Raw genomic sequence first — 18,348 nt, forward strand, 5'->3', positions numbered from 1 at the left:
TGCCCTTGCGGGCCACGATCAGAAATTGACGTGGCCTGCAAACTGGAAGTCACGATTGCCGCTGGCCCCGGTGACTTCACCGAAGGAGCTGTAGGCGCTCGTACCGGAAGGACCCCACGCGGTATTCACGCCGCTGAAGGTCGGGTGATTGGCCACATTCAGGCTATCCACTTCAAAGACGAAGTTGATCTGCTCATGAATGGGGAAGGTACGACGCAGACTGACATCGTCGTTCCAGTGATTAGGATTGCGCAAACCGTACGGAGCGGTACGGGCTGCGTTGCCGATGCGGTTGATAGGCGAAGCGAAGGTTGCTCCGGAGGTCGTGGGCGCATACGTCGAAGGCGCAACAAAGGCCGCCGGATTGATGTACTGCTTGGTGAAGTTCTTGTTCGTCGCATGCGAGCCGTAGGCTCCATTGATGCGAACCTTGCCGCCGAAGTTCGGAGCATAGTCTGGCTCGCAGGTGCCGCTCAGCGGCGCGGTGCAACCGCCGTAGGTGATCGCAAGCGGAACACCGCTGGCATAGGTGTAGATGGAAGAGATCTGCCATCCCTTGAAGAGCGAGCGGGTAATGGCATTGCTGCCGGTGAGGCCAGCCTTGCCGAAGGGCATCTGCCAGACGCCGAAGGCAGCCGCGGCCTGCGGCGTATCGACGACGGTAAGCGAGCGGTCGATGCGATCCATCTTGTAGCTCTTGCCACCGTCGACGACGCCTGCGGGCAGATTGAAGCTGCTGCGGAAGGTGCCGTCGTCACCCATGTTCTTCGACCAGGTGTAGTTCACGGTATAGGAGAGACCATGCCATGGACGCTGGCTGAGCGAAACCTGCATGGAGTTGTAGCTGAGGTTGGCAACGTTCGAGCCCCAGGTGTCGGTCACGCCGGAATACTGCGGGAAGGCGACGAGCAGCTGCGCGATGCTGGCGCGCGAGCTGGTTCCGGAGATCGAGGCATACGGCAGCTGGAAGCTGGGAATGGCCTGCTGAAGGATGGCGACGTTGGCCGGAGTGGCGAGCGCGCCCAGCAGCGGCGTCTTGCCTGTCGAATCCGCTACGCCGCCAAGGGTCAGGATGTAGGCGGGGTTGATCTGATTGCTCCACTGACCACGGGCCGTGGCAGCCGAAGGAGCCAGGAAGTGGCTGCTCGTGCCAGCATAGTTCATGGTGAGAACGATGTTGTCGTTGAGCGCCTGCTGGATACCGAAATTGAACAGGTTAAATTCCGGAGCGCGGCCCGAGAGATACGGGTCGGCATAGGCTATCGAGCTCGCAGTGACCCATGAGCCGGCGCTGTTCAGATAGTTGCCGGTGTTAGTGGTTTGCGCTGCCGCATTGATGGCTGGCGTGGTGGGGAGCGTGTAGCTGGGGCCGCCGTAGGCCATGTTGGCCAGGCCCGCGCCCTGGAAGTAGGTGCTGTTGTTCAGGTAGTAGGACGGACCAGCGCTGGCTCCGCTGGTCACTTCAGCCGGGGTGGTGGCCGTCACGTTGAAGCCGGTGGCTCCGGTGCCGTTGCCTGCGCCCGAGCGGCCGCCGACACCGCCACCGAGCGAATAGACAAGACCGTAGCCGCCGCGAATCACGGTGCGCGGCGTCACCTGGTAGGCAAAGCCGATGCGTGGGCCGAAATTCTTCATATAGGTCTGGACCGGTGTGGTGCACTGGCAGCTGACGCCCGCGCCACGGTTGCCTGCGAACTGCAGCATGCCCTTGTTGCCGGTGGCGGTATTGGTGAGATCCGGATTCAGGAAGCTCCAGCGATCCTCGACTTCATGGAAGGGCGTGAGGTAATCCCAGCGCAGGCCGAGGTTCAGCGTGAGCTTGGGCGTAACCTTCCAGTCGTCCTGCACGTAGGGCGAGAAGTCGTGATAGCGGCCGCCGGTTTCCGAGACGGCCTGGATGGCGATGCCGCTCGAGGGCATGGCGCCGAGCAGGAAGCTGGCATAGGAGAAGCCCGAAGTGCCGGTAGAGAGCGTGCTGCCGACAAAGTTCGCCGTGGAGTTGGCATTGACCGCGGCGGTATAGATGCCGGACGGCCCAAGCTGCGAAGCGACGTTGTCCTGCAGCCACTGCAGCTGCGCGCCGATGGTGAGGCTGTGCTTGCCCTTCACCAGCAGGAAGTTGTCGAGCAGGGTATAGGTATTCGGCACCGTGGTCTGGGTTGCGCCGCTGGCGCCGGCCGAGGTCCACTGCGCTTCAGCCGTGGGATTCGGCGTATTGGTCCCGAAGGTGATGCCGGGGAACTCATCCGCAGCCTGCCCGGTGGGCAGATTGGTGATGCCCAGGTCCGCAGTCGCGCGATACGGCGAGACGCCGTCGGTCAGCGACTCGACCGGCTGTGAGAAGCGGTTGAAGGCAACCTTGAGCTGGTTGCTCATCGAGTTGCTGATCAGCCAGTTGTCTTCCACATCCGTCATCAGCGGGATGATCGTCGCATAGCCGCCCTGCGTGTAGGGCATAGGCAGCACATAACCGCTGTTGCCCACGGTGAAGGGCACATTCTTGCGCACGCCGTAGGTCCAGACGTAGGAGAGACGCTGCTTCGGCGAAAGGTCGAAGTCGAAGCGCGACGCAATCTCCCAGTTGTCATAGCCTGAAGGCACGCCAGCGATGGTGTTGTTGACCAGTTGGTCGTTGACCGTGGCCGGCAGGTACTGCTCCATCTTTAGGGCGACGGGCGAGAGATAGTCGGTCGGGATCACATTGCCCGAAAACTGGTTGCGGCAAAGCGTGCCGTTATTGGCCGCAGTGCAGGCAGTCGTCGAGGTGGGGTCGTAAATCTTGTCGGAAAGCTCACTGAAGTTACCTTCGCGCATGAGCGTGGTAGGCACGGTGAGCGCATTCGGATTCACGCCGCTGCGGCCGTGATACTTGTCGTAGGTCACATAGAAGAACCCGCGCTTGCGCATGAACGGGATCGGTCCGCCGCCTGAGGCCACAAACTCGTTCTGATGCTCGGCCGGTTTGGCTGCCGGCACCGTCTCGCCTGCCGAATTTGTGACCGTCAGGCCGGGAGGCGTGAAGCCCCAGGTATCGAAGGCCGTATTGCGGAAGAAGCTGGCTACAACGCCGTGATACTGCGAAGCTCCGGAGTGCAACGTGAAGTTGATGAGGCCCGCACCGCTGTACTCGGCCGCGGGCGTGCTGGTGACCACCTGGAACTGGTCGATCGCTTCGACCGGGATGGCATTGGAGACGACGCGATTGTCGCCCTGCTGGTTGATCGTCGTGAGCGGGATACCGTCCACGTAGACCGCAGCAAGGTAGTTACCGGTGCCACCGATGACCGGGGCGCGCGTGCCGGAGACAGTGCCCGGCAGCAGCGTGGCGAAGGCAGTAGGATCGCGCTGCTGGCCACTCATCTGCAGCGGCAGATTCTCATAGGTGTGATTCTCGAGCACCCCGCCGAGCGTGGCATTGGTGGTCTCAAGCGGCGGCGGCGCGGCGGTCACACGGACCTCCGTGGTCTCATTGCCGACCTGCAGGGTCACATTCAGACCGGTCAGCTTCAGCGCGTCCACGGAAAGGTTTTCCTGGCGGAACTGCTGGAAGCCGGGGGCGGTCACAACCACGGTGTAGATGCCGGGAATCACGGGCGAGATCGTGTACAGGCCATCGCCGGTGGCCGAATGGGTGGTCGTCACATGCGTCGCCTGGTTGACGGCAGTGACGCTGGCGTTGGGAACCACGGCACCGGTCTTATCCGTGATCGTGCCCTGGATACCGGCTTCACCGCCGGTCTGCGCCGAAACTTTAGAGGACAACTGGCCAAATAAAAACAGCAGCATGAGAAATCCGAAGAAGGCCTTCGAAGACCACATGCCTGAAAGCCCAACCTTACGCTGTGAATCCTTCATTTATTACCCCTTGAAACAATTTCAATGGAGAAACTAGGTCGGCAGACACGGTACGTCTCGCAAGATGCGAGTGTCAACTGCTAATTCAGCGCTGGAGAGAATCGAGCAAAACAGAGGTTTACTCGTCCGCCTAAAGGCTCGAGATAGAAACGCAGTATTTCATTGATTCAGAAGCACTTGTGGGGACATTTCTGGCTGGAATCGATGCCATTTCCCACTGCTTCGGGGTGTTCTTAGAGGCTGTCAGTTGGTATCCACATAGAGCTCAAACAGGAACCTGCGGTGTGTCCCCTACGGTCGGGTTCGTGCCTGCGCAGACAGACCGCAGGTCCCTCCACTTCGCTCGCCTTTGGCTCGCTTTGGTCGGGATGACAATATAGCGGTAAGTTTTTATCTTCGATGCCCCTCTATGTGGATACGACCTAATCCTCGTCTTCCACCAGGTAGAGCCGCTCGTGCGCCGCGTCATAGTTGATGAGCCGCGCATAACGAGCCCAGTCCACGAGCGTTTCGAACTGCCGAAGTGCTTCCGCATCCGTGAAGTGCTCATCCAGGATGTCGAGGATGAACTCCCGGCTGATTTGCCCGTCCCGCTTGCTCTTGAGCATCGCGAGCACCGTCGTCGCAAGCGGAACGCTCTCCAGCAGCTGGTCTTTGAAGATGTGATGGCTGCGATGCACCTCGGCATTTGCAAACTCACGTCCGATGTCCGTGAGCATCACATCGCCATGCTCGACCCGGGCAAATCCCAGCAGACCGGCAGCATCGATGGCCGGCATCAGGTCGTCGACCTCCAGCCGAAGATCCTCTGCTAACGCCGGCAGATCCTCTTTGCCGCCGCGCTCGTCGAGAATCTCCAGAAGTCCGCTGATTCCGCCGGCGCGCGCATGAGGAAGCACCGTGAAGCGAGGCTCCTTTGCTGTTGGAGACGCCTCGCCGACAACCGCGTCCGGATTGGTCATCACATCGTACACATGATCGACGAGAGCCTTGAAGGATGCGGCATTCTTGTCGCGCGGACGCGGTATTTCCACGGCCAGCTCGCCGCGAATCACGCCAGGATTAGCCCCAAGGATCATGATTCGATCGGCCAGGAGCACCGCCTCTTCGATGTTATGCGTGACCAGCACGATGCTCTTCGCGGGGAACGAGCCCTTTTCCCACAGATAGCCGATCTCACCTCGCAGATTCTCTGCCGTCAGCACATCCAGCGCACTGAATGGCTCATCCATCATCAGAACATTCGGCTTCATCACGAATGCACGCGCGAAGCCGACTCGCTGCCGCATGCCGCCGGAAAGCTCCTTGGGATACGCACCAGCAAAACCTTCAAGACCAACCATGCCTAACGCATGGACAGCCTGCTTCTCCGCTTCATCCCGGTCTACGCCACGCGCAATCAATCCCAGCTCAGCGTTCTCCTGAACAGTGAGCCAAGGCAGAAGCGCGAAGCTCTGAAAGACCATGGCAACGTCAGGATTCGGGCCCCTCAGCTCTTTGCCATTCCTGCGGACGATTCCCTCCGATGGCCGGATCAGCCCGGCGAGAATGCGGAGCAGCGTGCTCTTTCCCGAGCCGCTGCGTCCGAGCAGAGCCACAACCTCGCCGGCTTTCACCGTGAGCGAAACATGCTTCAGCACCGTCTGCTGGCCGCCGGCAGGAAGAGGAAAGGTCTTCGTGATCTGCTGCACTTCGAGTAACTTCATTCCGTTCTCCATGTTCTCCTCCTATCCGATCTGGTAGCGACGCTGCGCCAGGCCATAGAGGGGTCTCCAGACCAGGCGATTCAGACTTACGACGAAGACACTCATCAGCCCGACGCCGAGAACGATCCTGGGCCAGTCTCCCTTGCCGGTAGCGTCGGCAATATAAGCACCCAGGCCTGACGCCTTGAGTGTCGTGTCACCCCAGGAGACAAGCTCCGAGACGATGCTTGCATTCCATGCACCTCCGCTCGCAGTGACAGCTCCCGTCACCCATGTGCCGAAGATGCCTGGCCCAAGGAGATAGCGCCACTTCTGCCATCCGCGCAGTCCGAGGCTGGTCGCCATCTCCCGGAGATCGTTCGGAATCGCCTGCGCTCCTCCGATGACGTTGAAGAGCATGTACCACTGGGAGCCAAGCGACATAAGCAGAATGCTGCCCCAGTTCAGGCTGATGCCGAGCTTGATAAAGGCAAGCGTTGCGAAAGGGAACAGGAAGTTCGCCGGAAACGATGCTGCAATCTGCACAAGCGGCTGCGTAAGACGGGCCAGCCGCGGACTGAGGCCGATGGCAACGCCGATCGGGGTCCACACAAGCGTACTGAACGCGATCAAAAACAGGACGCGTATGGCCGTAGCAAGGCCAAGTACGGCGGCATGCAACATCTCATGGACGCCCACTGCATTCCATACAAAACGTATTGCTGTCGCCACAAGAACAAGAGAGAAGAAGATCGTGGTGACGTTGAATGCGATGTCGCCACGGCGGGAAGCCGGCTTGACGTACACAACTTCCGGCGCTGCCGTGCGCGCGGAGAGCCAACGGTCAACGGCGTGCCATATCGGGGAGATTGCGGCGTTCACCATTTTCGGTAGCGAGGAACCTCGCCAAAGATCGACCACCCAGAACCGGCGTTCCTCACCTGCGCTCAGCTCAACCTTGTAACGGTCGGCCATGGTCACCAGCGGTTTCCAGAAGAGCTGATCGATAAGCAGGATGAGCAGAATCATAGTCACGATCGCCCATGCCAGCGCGTGCATGTCCTTTGCAGCTACTGCGGCTGCCACATAAGAGCCAATCCCCGGCAGCGTGTACTGATGATTCAAAACGCTGATGGATTCGCTGGCGGCGAGAAAGAACCAGCCGCCGCCGAAGCTCATCATGCCGTTCCAGACCAGCCCGATTGCGGATACCGGCAGCTCCAGCCGCGTGAACCGCTCCCAGGCCGAAAGATGATAGAGCGAGGCCATCTCCTCCATCTCATGCGGGACAGTGCGCAGAGACTGGTAGAAGGAGAAAGTCATATTCCACGCCTGCCCCGTGAAGATGGCGAAGATCGAAGCTGCTTCCAGCCCGAGCAGGCTTCCACGAAAGAGCGCAATGAACGCAGTCACCGTAACGGAAAGAAAGCCCAGCACCGGGACAGACTGCAGGATGTCGAGCAGCGGAATCAGAACGCGCTCGGCCTTCGCGCTCCTTGCCGCGGCATAGCCATAGGCAAACGTAAACAGCGTCGACGCGACGAGCGCAATGAACATCCGGAGCGTGGAGCGTGCCGCGTAATTTGGAAGGTTGCGCGGATCAAGACTGATCTGCGGAATAACGTCCGGCGGGTGAAAGCGGACGAACGATTCCGATCCAACTTTTGCAATGAGACAAAGGAGAGCAAGCGTACCCAGACCTACAGCCAGATCTGCCGGACGAAACGACGAGGTGACATCGAACCTCATTCGCACGCTTGCTCCCGAGATGGGTAACCGCATCCTCTTCATGTTCATGCCAATTCACCTCTTCCTGCAGGAGCCACCACTCGTGATCGAACCTACTCTGCAAGGAAGCAGTGACCACAAGCGCAGCCATGCGCTGAGCTTCCAGGTGAGAGCGGCAGATTCTTCCGATTGTCGGTTGGGAGGTGCGAGCTGGTCTTTCGGACCGGGGACGCTCGCGCTCAAATCACAAACTTCATGCTGTGATGAGCCGCGGAGCGTACCAGCGTGGCGCTAGAGACTCTCCTGAGGGCTCAGAACACAGCACAGGAAGACTGTCGAGATACTCGGAGGTTCTTGTGTATTTTCTATCGTCATGCTTTGGGTCCATTTCGAGGCCGTACGACCTCGCCATTTCACTTGTAACATATCCCCCTATGGTATACAACCATTCATGGAGATTTCATGGACCGGGAAAGCAGCGACATCGCAAAGCGATAGATCCGGTCCGCACGTAACTTCAGGGAGAATAGGACTACATGGCACACGTGCATGGGCCGACAAGCGGCAGGAAGATGTGGTTGTCGCTAGCGGTCACCCTCAGCTTCTGCACTTTTGAAGCGATTGCCGGCAAAGCCTCTCACTCCCTCGCTCTCGTCTCGGATGCAGGTCATAATCTGAGCGACGCGCTGGCTCTCGGTCTGGCCGCATATGCACTCCACTCCATGAGCCGCCCGGCAAAGGGAAGACATACTTATGGCTTTCAGAGGATATCGGCGCTCACCGCACTCTTCAACGCTTCCGCGCTGATCGTGATTGCGATCCTCATCGGGCTCGGAGCGCTGGAGCGCTTCCAGCATCCTCAACCGCTGGCCGGAAACATCATGATCTGGGTCGCACTAATCTCGGTCCTGATGAACACCCTGATCGCAGTCGCGCTCGCCGGCGATGCAAAGAACAGTCTGAATTCGCGCGCCGCCATGATCCATATGGCGGGAGATGCGATCTCGGCAGCAGGCGTCGTAGCAGCAGGCATCGTGGTCCGCTACACAGGATGGGGCTACGCGGATGCCGTGGTTTCACTCCTGATCGCAGCCTTCATCGCCTGGTCCGGCGTAGGCGTCCTTCGCGAGGCAGGAGACATCCTGATGGAGAAAGCGCCTCGCCATCTCGACCCCGCAGAGCTTGCTGCGACGATCCGGGAGATCCCCAGCGTCTGCAACGTGCACGACCTCCATGTCTGGACAGTTGGCGAAGGCCGCAGCTTTCTTAGCTGCCATGTCGCATTTGCTGCAGGAACATCGCTCGATGCGTGCTCATCGGTCATCAACAACATCGCCGGTCAACTGCGTAAGAGCTTCTCGATCGACCATGCGACGATTCAGCCGGAGATTGTCGGCGCGTGCGAGATGGCGAGCTTAAATGCGTTTTATTGCGCTCCGGAGCCTAAGCCGACACAAGCTCATCACCATGGATGCACGCATCACCATTAGATAGACATTAGGCGATCAAGGAATCAGCAGCAGCCCTGATCTGCAGAAAGGGAAGACGACATGTCTGCAATCCATCAAGTTCTGGCCGTTATCTCTGCCGCGCATCCGTGGTGGACAGACTCTACCCCTCTCTGGAAACAACAGACGTTTCCGCGCCTGCTGCTGGCACTTGCACTGGGTGTTTGTGTCGGCGCCGAGCGGCAGTGGAGGCAGCGTGCCGCCGGACTACGCACCAATACACTGGTCTGTTTAGGCGCGGCCGCGTTCGTTGACCTGGGGCTGACGGTCGCACCGAATACCACGCAGGTGATCGCGTACGTAGTCTCCGGTGTCGGTTTTCTCGGAGCCGGCGCGATCATGAAGGACGGCGCCAATGTTCGCGGCCTCAACACCGCCGCGACGCTGTGGTGCTCCGCTGCGGTCGGCGCATGCGTGGGAGCAGGCGAGCTGCTGGATGGCATCTTCGTTGCTATCCTCCTCATCGGGATCAACTCCGCACTGCGTCCCCTTTCTCGCTACATTGACCAGCGATCGCTGGCGGCGACGAAACCTTACGCGCTGTTTCGTCTGAGGATTCTCTGCGAAGCCGGGCATGCGAAGGATGCAGAGAGTCATCTCACGCGAGCCATCGCCGAGCGCTCCCTACTGCTGCGCGAACTGCGAACGGAAGACGAGGAAGCATCGGACACCTCTGTCCTGCAGGCGGTCCTGGAATCGCAGAGCCGCAGCGATGAGCACCTGCAGGAAGTCGCCGCAGAACTCCGCGCATGCCCATGGGTCGAATCCGTGGATGTATCAGGAACCGACCCAGACGCAGAATAGAAGAAGGATTCCGGGGAAGTCTCCGGCACGCAAATTCAGAGGGTAGCCTCAAGGCTGAATATTTCCAGGGCCGGAAGATCAGCCAGCGCGATAGATCGCGCGCCCAGCACCTCTCCAAGCTCTGCCGCGCGATGAAACGGATCTTCCGGCGGTGCGGTGTCAATGACCAAAGAGCGAGTGCGCAACCGGCTCGCGATCTCTTTCGCTTCTATCCACGGATCGCCGCCGCGCAGCGCCACGTTCGCTCGTCCATCCGTGAGCACGATCATCACCGTCGACGAAGTCAGGTAGGCTTTTGCCAACTCCAGCGCATGCGCCAGCGGCGTTCTGCCGCCCGTAGGAAGATATTCGAGCGCTGTCCTCGCGTCATCGAGGATCTGTGACGGTTCGAGCAGAACCTTCGCATCCGTGCCGCGGAAGACGATCATCGCAACCTCGTCATTCCTGCGAAATCCACGATGGAGCAGATCGAGCACTGCGCCTTTCACGCGGGCCATTTTCTCCTGCATGGCATGCGAGCCGCTGGAATCGATGAGAAAGAGATATCGGACACCGGAGCGAGGCACACGCACTTTCTCATGCAAATCGGAAATACGCGGCTGCGGGCTTCCTGTCGCGGCTATCGCATGATGGACCGTCGCGAGGATATCCAGCTCGCGCGGGCTCTCTGCCAAACGCGTGCCGGTGACAGCTCCTTTCTTCTCTTCAAGCGCCTTCTGACTTGCGCCGCGATGCACCGTGCTATCGACCGCAATCTGCAGCACCGGCGCGACTGCCTGCCGCGGCGCAAAGATGCGCTCGATGGCCCGCTGCGATTCCCCGTTCTGGTTCTCCTGCTCTGGCTGTGCAGTCTGAGACGAGGATGGCGGAGGCTGTCCGCCGGAACGCGCGCGATGATTCAACACCAGCGGCAGCACAGCCTCGACATGATGCGGTGCCACAGAAGCCTCCCCCATCCACGCAGCGCAGGCCATGCTGGCGCGTACGGCGGAAAGATCGGCGCGGAGCGAACGCACACCGGCCGCGCAGGCTGCGGCACTGATCTGCGCCAATATTTCGCCTGGAGGAACAACGGAAGAGAGCAGCTCGCGTCCCCGGCTGATCCTGCTTCGCAGCTCTTCCTGCTCGATACTCCACTCCTCGGTGAATGCCGAGGGATTGCGATCGAAGGCCAGCCTGCGCTCGACGATCATCTGTCGCTCGGCCTGGTCCAGCGGCGCGGCGATGTCGACCGAGAGCGCGAAGCGATCCTGCAGCTGCGGGCGCAGCAATCCCTCTTCCGGATTCATACTGCCGAGCAGCACAAACTCTGCCGGATGCGAAGCGCTGAATCCTTCCCGCTCGATCACATGCATGCCGCTTGCAGCAGCGTCGAGGATCGCGTCGCCGAGATGCGCAGCCAGCAGGTTTACTTCATCGATGTAGAGGATGCCGCGGTGCGCTTCGGAGAGCAGTCCATGCTTGAGCTCCGGCGCGCCCCTGAGCGCGCTCTCAAGATGCAGGCCGCCAAGCAACCGGTCTTCCGTGATGCCGATGGGCAGATTGAGGAAAGGCGCAGGCGCGGGCAGCAGTGCTCCGAGAGAGCGTGCGGTCGTGGTCTTACCCGCGCCCTTATCGCCGCGCAGCAATACGCCGAGGCGCCAGTCGATGGCGGCCAGCAACAGCGCCAGCTTCATCTGCTCCTGACCTACGATCGCAGCAAATGGATAGCTCACTGTCCTCATTCCACCGTCTCCCTCTTTTGCTCTCCCTGCGCTTCAAGAATGGCTTCGCTCTCGAGCAGCAGGCCGCGCAGGCCCTCCAGTGTTTCGGGCTTCGGATTCTCCCACAGCTCGCGCTTCGCCGCTTCGAGCAGCCGCTCCGCAATGGCGTTCATGGCCCAGGGGTTCGACTTTCGGAGGAATTCCTGCATCTCCGGTGAGAGCGCGTAGTGCTCGGCAAGCCCCTCATAGATGAAGTCCGGCGCAATCTGCGCTGTGGCATCGAAGCCGAAGATGTAATCGACGGTCGCGGCCAGCTCCAGGCCGCCTTTGTAGCCGTGGCGCTGAATGCTCTCGATCCATTTGGGGTTAACGACGCGCGAGCGATAGACACGCAGCGCCTCTTCCTTCAGGTCGCGCACGCGTACGGCATCGGGCCGCGAGCTGTCGCCGAAATACGCCTTGGGCTGCACGCCGGTGAGCGCGCGGATGGACGCGACCATGCCTCCATGAAACTGAAAATAGTCATCCGAGTCGAAGATGTCGTGCTCGCGATTGTCCTGATTGTGCAAAGCCACCTGCACCGCCTGCAGGCGTTCGGCAAAAACCGTGCGCGCATCGACTCCGGAGGCATTCTGCCCATAGGCGTAGCCTCCCCATTCGAGGAAGGTGCGCGCGAAATCATGATCGTCCTTCCAATTGCCGGTCTCGATCAGTGGAAGAATGCCCGCGCCATAAGCTCCGGGCTTGGAACCGAACATCCGATAACGCGCCTGCGACTCGGCCTCTTCCATGGGAAGGTCGCTTTTCTTTTCGAGATCGGCAAGGTAATGCTTGCGCGGAAAATTTTTATCGAGCGGCTCGTCCTGATCGATCACCAGCGAGACCGCCTGATCGAAGAGATCGATGAGGTGCGGGAAGGCATCGCGGAAGAAGCCACTGATGCGCAGCGTAACGTCGATGCGCGGACGGCTCAGCGTTTCCAGCGGGATGAGCGCGACGCCTTCGATACGGCGCGACTGCGCATTCCACACCGGCTCCACGCCAAGCAGCGCAAAGGCCTCCGCTATATCGTCGCCGTGCGTGCGCATCTGCGAGGTACCCCACACGCTGAGACCCATCATTTCGGGATACGCGCCTTCTTCGAGCATGAAGCGCTCAATCGCCTCACGCGCAAGATGTTGCCCCACGCGCCACGATGCCTGCGACGGCAGAGCCCGCGGATCGACTGCATAAAAATTCCGCCCGGTGGGCAGGATGTGCGCCATGCCGCGCGTCGGTGCACCTGCGGGCCCGGCGGGGACGTATTTACCTTCGAGCGCGTCGAGAAGATGCTCGATCTCGTCGCCTGCCTGCTCCAGATGTGGCACCAGTGTCGTGCAGGCGAAGTGCAGCACGCTGCCGATCTCCTCTGTCTCGAGACCCAGCAGGGCACGCTGCGCCTCCGAAATCGCATCCGTACGGAAGCCAAACTCTTCGAGCATCGCGTAGAGATCGAAGGCCAGCTGATCGAGCGCTTCGAGCACATCGGCATGTGTGTGCACCGTGCGGCCAGCCAGAGTGTTTTCTGCCGCGAGGCGCGCACCCTGCTGCTGCATCAGAGCTGCGAGATCGTATCCATACGCAAAGGCCAGCGCGGTCTGCAGGCTGGGCACATTCGCATTCGAGAGGCGGGTGAGCGAGCGCAGCATCTCCGGCAGCGGCGGCATCTGGCCGAGCACATGGAGACCGCTGCGAATCTGCGCCATGCCCAGTTCGCACAGATAGCCGTCGAGATCTTCGATGAGGTGCGCAACATCGCTGCCGCTCATCTCGGCCAGCGTCGCCGGCACGCCTTCGGGCGTCAGCTCGTCATCCCACTCGTGCTTGTGGTCGCCGTGGTCGCGGCTGAGCATGGTCTTCAGGTCGAGATCGGCCTGCAGGTTCGCCTTCTGCACCAGGTCCCAGATTTGTTGCTGCAGATACGGCAGCTTCGTGGGATCGAGCTTCTCTACGGCATAGTATTCATTGACGAGCTGATTCAACTCCGCGAGCGTACCGTACGTTTCGGCGGTAGTCATCGGCGGCGTCAGGTGATCGACGATGACGGCGTGCGCGCGACGCTTCGACTGGCTGCCTTCACCGGGGTCGTTGATGATGAAGGGATAGACCAGCGGCATGTCGCCCAGCAGCAGGTCAGGATAGCATTCGCTCGACAGGCCGATGCCCTTGCCCGGCAACCATTCGAGCGTGCCGTGCTTACCCATGTGGACAATCGCATCTGCGCCCCATCCGCCCTCGGATTGCGGCGTGCCCAGCCAGCGATAGAAGGCCGTGTAGTGATGCGTCGGAGGCAGATCCGGCGTGTGATAGATCGCATCCGGATCTATGCCGTAGCCACGCGGCGGTTGCAGTGCGACGAGCGCGTTGCCGAAGCTCAGCGCAGCGAAGTGATAGCTCCGCTCATCGCTCCATGGTTCCTGTTCGACCGCGGCAATCTTACCGGCGAGCGTTCCCAGCAGCTTCTTGTCGGTCTTCGGCTTCTCGGATCGCACGCTGAACCCATGCGCCTGCGGCTCGCCCCAGTAGCCTTCCATCCTGCGGCGTACGCGCTCGGGAAACACGGAATACTGAGCATGGTAAGCAACCCTCGAGAAGCGCTCTGCGCGGGCGGGATCGAGCGGATAGCGGTCGTCATACGAGCCACGCTCGAGCAGACGCTGCATGAGCGCGTCGGACGACTCCGGCAATGCGGTGATGCTGTAGCGGCGGCTGCGCAGCGCATGCAGCGTAGTGAGCAGGCTGGCCGGCGTATCGAGGCCCACCGCGCCGCCGACCTGCGAGGCCTTGGCCGCGGAGTTCGTCAGCACAAAGGCCACGCGGCGTTCGGCGTTCGACGTGTGCCGCAGCCTGGCCAGTCGTGCGGCGATGCCGGCCACGCGCCCTATGCGCTCCTCGTCTGCGACGTAGAGGCCATCCTGCGCCGCGCCTCCGCGCTCTTTGAAAGAAATGGGCACGGTAATGATGCGGCCATCGAATTCAGGGATAGCCACGTTGATCGCCGTATCGAGCGCATTCAGCCCGCGCCTCGATCCCTCCCATGAGCCACGCGCCATGCCGCTGGCAATAGCCTGCAATACCGGAATGCCGAGCGCTTCGAGCGCATGCACCGCCTCGCCCGCTTCTGTAACCGTGCCGGTATTGATTTCACCGATGGCGAAGGACAGCGTGGAGATAAGCACATCCGCTCGCCCCTCGATCCAGGAAAAGACCGCGGGCCTGCCTGCTTCCTTTGACTTGAGGCTCGAAGTAAAGACGCACAGGACATTCAGCCCACGCTCTTCGAGCGCCTGCGCCAGCGCATCGATGAAGCCGGTGTTGCCGCTCATGCGATGCGCGCGATAAAAGAGCACCGCCGCGGTGGGCTTTGCCGGATCGGCCCTGCGCTGCCAGTCTTCGAGAGACGCCACGCCCATATCAGGCAAATAAATGCCATGCTCAGGCATCGGCATGGGCTGCGCGTATCCGTAGCCGCTCAGCAGCAGGCGGTCGGAGAGGAAGTGGCACAGCTCAACGAAATTACCTACGCCGCCGAGCGCGAGATAGCGCGCAGCCGTCTCCATCACGTCGGCAGGCACATGCACAGTCTGCGTAAACTCGGGCGTGAGCTCACCGGTGCCGCTGACCAGCACCAGCGATTGACCGCGATCTATGCAGTGCCGCCGCAGGCGATCGAATGCGGGAACCGCGCTCAGCGGGCCGTGCACACGCAGCACGACGATGCGCGCTCGCCCCAACTCTCCGGCGAGCAACACCTCCATCTGGTCCTCACTGTGCAGTGCATTCAGAGAATAGGCTGCGAGCTCGAGATCCGGAGGAAGCTGCTCCTTCGCCTTTGCCAACGTGAGCAGATCGGTGTCCGCATGCGAAAGCAGCATGATGCCGTCTGACTGCTGCGGTTGTGCTGCATCCGCGGGCGCAGCGGACTTGCGCACGTCCCAGTCGTAATAGTTGAAGACAAATTCACTCAGCTCCGCCGGAGGCTTCAGAAAGCGGTCGGCCTTGAGCATCGACTCGATGTAGTCGAAGATCTGCCGCACCTGCCAGGCGCTGTTCACCGAGTGAAACCAGATGGCGTGGCCATCGAAGACGAGGCTGGCGACGTTAGCCAGCGCGCAGGGGCCGAGGCATCCGCCCTTGGTGAGGTGAACCTGGTTGCGAATTTTGCGCCGCGTCCACTCTTCCTTATAAACGTCCACCGGAACCTCGGCGTAACCGCGCTCGGTGCGCCCGCAGCAGCACCCGGTGAAGCAATAGGAGAGATGGCCGCGATGCTGGACGATGTTCAGGGTACGTCCGTCCGCACGAATGACGCGCTGCCGGTGCGAGGTCATAGCTCCTCCGCCGGGGTTCTCTGGCGAATGATCCAGACCAGGTAAGGACCACCGATCAACGCGACGACGGCTCCCGCCGGAAGCTCCGCGGGCGGCATCACGATGCGTCCAATCGCATCGCACAGAGCGAGCAGCGCGCCACCGAGAAGAAACGAGCATGGCATGAGCAACCGATGATCCGGACTGATGCGGGAGCGGACAAGATGCGGCACGATCAGTCCGACAAAGCCGATGGGGCCGGTGAGCGCGATAGCTCCGGCAACGAGGATGGAACCGAGAATATATCCCTGCGCGAGCAGCGAGCCAACATTCACACCGCGCGAGGCCGCCCAGCGTTCGCTCACCGCAAGCAGGTTCCAGCTTCGCGCACGGGAAAAGAGGATGCCCGAAGCAATCAGTACGACAGCGGCAAGCATGGCAAGCGAGGTGTAGCTCACCGAGTCCACGCTGCCGATAAGCCAGCGCGCGATGGAGAAGGAGCGCGATACACCGGCAAAGCTGCTGAGGATGAGAATGAATGCCTCACAAATGCTGTTGATGGCGATGCCAGTGAGCAGCAGTCCGAACGAAGAGACCTGGCGCTGGCGGAATGCGCCTCCGATGACCAGCACGAGCACGGCGAATGCGCCGATCAGTGAGCCGATCCAGGTCGTCGGAATGCCGAGAAATGTCTCCCAGCCGAGGAGAATCGCAGCGACTGCGCCGCACGATGCGCCGGCAGAGATGCCGAGCGTATACGGCGTGGCAAGCGCATCGCGAAGCATCGCCTGAAAGAGCGCTCCCGCCAGAGAGAGCGCGCCGCCTGCGATCAATGCGAGGAGCGTGCGCGAGAGCCGGAGCTGCAGCAGGATCTCATAGTCCGGCGACTGGCGATGCAGCACATGCACAAAGCTGATGGGCCCGGCGCCTATCCACGGAAGAATCAGCGCCGCGGCGAGAAAGACGACGAGGGAGAGAGCAAGGCTCAGTCGGGCAGAAATCCTGCGGCGCGGCGCGGCGTTCATTGGTACCACACCCACGGCGCTCCTGTGGGCGTCGTCGCCATGTCCAGGCGCTTTGAAAAGAGCCGCAGCCAGCTCTTGTCCTGGTGCGCATCCGCGGTGGAGAGATCATAGGCAACGGCGCCATCTGCCAGCACGATGAGGCGCGTGCAGTAGGTCAGCGCAAGATTCAGATCGTGCGTCGCCGCGATGCAGAGCTTTCCTGCCTGCGCCTCGTCGCGCAGAATATTGAAGCAGTGAAGCTGCTGCTCGATATCGAGAAAGGTCGAGGGCTCATCCAGCAGCATCACGACCGCATCCTGCGCCAGGCATGCAGCCACCAGCACGCGCTGCCGCTCGCCGCCGCTCAGCGAACGGAAAGCGCGATGACGATGCGTCCAGCATGAAGTCCGCTCCATCGCTGCGCGGATATGCCTGTGGTCTTCACCGGACTCGAACCAGCGATCGGTATGCGGATAGCGCCCCATGCCGACGAGCTGCTCCGCGGTAAAAGGCAGATCCGCATGAATCGACTGCGGAAGATGGCTCACCTGCTGCGCCAGCTCACGGCGCCTCCACTGCGGTTGCGCACGGCCGCGCAGCTTCACCTCTCCGCTTGCCGGCGTGCGAAAGCCGGAGATCACGTCGAGCAGTGTGCTCTTACCCGAGCCGTTGATACCAAGCAGCGCAACGAACTCTCCCTCGTCGGCATGAAAGCTGATCTCGCTCAGGATCGATCGGCTTCCGTAAGAGAAGCTCACACTCTTGACCTCGAGCAGGCGGGACGATACGTGGTTCAATCGGAACCGCCGATGCCATGCACGAAATCGAAGAGCCGCTGCGCTGCGAGCGGTGTTCTCGGTCCCGGCACGACGAGCGAATCGGTCGTTCCCGCATAGACATGGCCGCTCTGCACAGCCTTGAGATTCCGGTTCTGGTTCCACAGCGCGAGCGTGGCGAGGCGCGAAGTTCGGCGCGCCTCTTCAGTCTGCTGCGTGCCGCTCAGGTCGATGATGACGTCGGGGTTTTCGCGCAGCACCGTCTCGAGCGAGATTCGTGGATACTGCGGCGTACCTGCCTGTGCCAGCACATTCGCCCCCCCGGCGATCTCGAGGATCTGGTTGACGTAATTATTCGGGCCGACCGCGATGATATTGTTCAGCGTGCCCTGCTGGCGATCGACAATCACGAGCACACGCGGCGAGGGCGTGGCCTTTGCCTTCGACTGGATTGCTCCAAGCTGACCCTTCATCTGCGCGATCAACCCAGCCGCGCGGTCCGGCGCGCCCACGGCTTTGCCGATGAGCGAGGTTTCCGTATAGATGTCTTCGAGGGTGTCATGTGGCACCACGAGCGATGCGATATGCAGCGTATCGAGCCGCCCGGTGAGTTCGTTCGAACTGCGCTCCAGCACCACGAGATCGGGCGCGAGCCGCGCAATCGCCTCCAGATTCGGATGCACATAGCCGCCGACCCTGGGCAGCTTCTGCACCTCGGGCGGATAGTTGCAAAACTGCGACACGCCGACGACCCTGTTGCCAACGCCGAGCGCGAAGAGTGTTTCGGTGATGCTGGGTGAGGTCGAGACGATACGCTGCGGCTTCGCCTGGGAAGGGGTCTGGGCGGTGGCCATGCCGGCGCACAGCAACAGAAGCACGATGCAGAAGAAAATCCGGAAGCGCATTCGCAGAAACGGAAGCATCATTCAAGTCCTT

General features: G+C 61.1%; 10 protein-coding genes. 2 read left to right on the forward strand and 8 right to left on the reverse strand.

The genetic code is table 11. The features are described from left to right. Positions 1–18 precede the first annotated feature (18 nt). The 3 genes from ESZ00_RS07225 to ESZ00_RS07235 form a co-directional block, all read right to left on the reverse strand. A complete protein-coding gene (locus ESZ00_RS07225) occupies positions 19–3,819 on the reverse strand; it encodes an outer membrane beta-barrel protein (protein WP_229741010.1) in 3,801 nt (1,266 codons plus the stop codon). A gap of 458 nt (positions 3,820–4,277) precedes the next feature. Next, a complete protein-coding gene (locus ESZ00_RS07230; protein WP_229741011.1) occupies positions 4,278–5,561 on the reverse strand; it encodes an ABC transporter ATP-binding protein in 1,284 nt (427 codons plus the stop codon). A 21-nt stretch (positions 5,562–5,582) separates the two neighbouring features. Beyond that, the gene (locus tag ESZ00_RS07235; protein ID WP_129207440.1) at positions 5,583–7,289 is read right to left on the reverse strand and encodes an ABC transporter permease; all 1,707 of its coding nucleotides are present in this window, start codon (positions 7,287–7,289) and stop codon (positions 5,583–5,585) included. Positions 7,290–7,804: 515 nt separating this feature from the next. On the opposite strand from ESZ00_RS07235, the gene ESZ00_RS07240 reads away from it, so the two are divergent. Continuing rightward, positions 7,805–8,758: a cation diffusion facilitator family transporter gene (locus tag ESZ00_RS07240; RefSeq protein WP_129207441.1), complete on the forward strand. Its 954-nt coding sequence runs from the start codon at positions 7,805–7,807 to the stop codon at positions 8,756–8,758. Positions 8,759–8,818: 60 nt separating this feature from the next. After that, positions 8,819–9,580: an MgtC/SapB family protein gene (locus ESZ00_RS07245; RefSeq protein WP_129207442.1), complete on the forward strand. Its 762-nt coding sequence runs from the start codon at positions 8,819–8,821 to the stop codon at positions 9,578–9,580. 35 nt (positions 9,581–9,615) lie between these two features. Here ESZ00_RS07245 and ESZ00_RS07250 read toward each other — a convergent pair whose 3' ends face one another. The 5 genes from ESZ00_RS07250 to ESZ00_RS07270 are packed head-to-tail and all read right to left on the reverse strand — an operon-like array spanning position 9,616 to position 18,290. Continuing rightward, positions 9,616–11,304 carry an ATP-binding protein gene (locus ESZ00_RS07250; RefSeq protein ID WP_129207443.1) on the reverse strand — a complete coding sequence of 563 codons (1,689 nt, stop codon included), beginning with the start codon at positions 11,302–11,304 and terminating at the stop codon, positions 9,616–9,618. Then, the gene (locus ESZ00_RS07255; RefSeq protein ID WP_129207444.1) at positions 11,301–15,653 is read right to left on the reverse strand and encodes a cobaltochelatase subunit CobN; all 4,353 of its coding nucleotides are present in this window, start codon (positions 15,651–15,653) and stop codon (positions 11,301–11,303) included. The genes ESZ00_RS07250 and ESZ00_RS07255 overlap by 4 nt, the downstream gene beginning before the upstream one ends. Continuing rightward, positions 15,650–16,672: a FecCD family ABC transporter permease gene (locus ESZ00_RS07260; RefSeq protein WP_129207445.1), complete on the reverse strand. Its 1,023-nt coding sequence runs from the start codon at positions 16,670–16,672 to the stop codon at positions 15,650–15,652. The genes ESZ00_RS07255 and ESZ00_RS07260 overlap by 4 nt, the downstream gene beginning before the upstream one ends. Next, the gene (locus tag ESZ00_RS07265; RefSeq protein WP_164981383.1) at positions 16,654–17,433 is read right to left on the reverse strand and encodes an ABC transporter ATP-binding protein; all 780 of its coding nucleotides are present in this window, start codon (positions 17,431–17,433) and stop codon (positions 16,654–16,656) included. Before ESZ00_RS07265 ends, ESZ00_RS07260 begins: the two co-directional genes overlap by 19 nt. Then, on the reverse strand, positions 17,430–18,290 hold the full coding sequence (locus ESZ00_RS07270; RefSeq protein WP_164981384.1) for an ABC transporter substrate-binding protein: 861 nt from the start codon (positions 18,288–18,290) through the stop codon (positions 17,430–17,432). Before ESZ00_RS07270 ends, ESZ00_RS07265 begins: the two co-directional genes overlap by 4 nt. Positions 18,291–18,348 lie beyond the last annotated feature (58 nt).

Source organism: Silvibacterium dinghuense, from assembly GCF_004123295.1.
In the GTDB taxonomy this organism is placed as follows: Bacteria; Acidobacteriota; Terriglobia; order Terriglobales; family Acidobacteriaceae; genus Silvibacterium; species Silvibacterium dinghuense.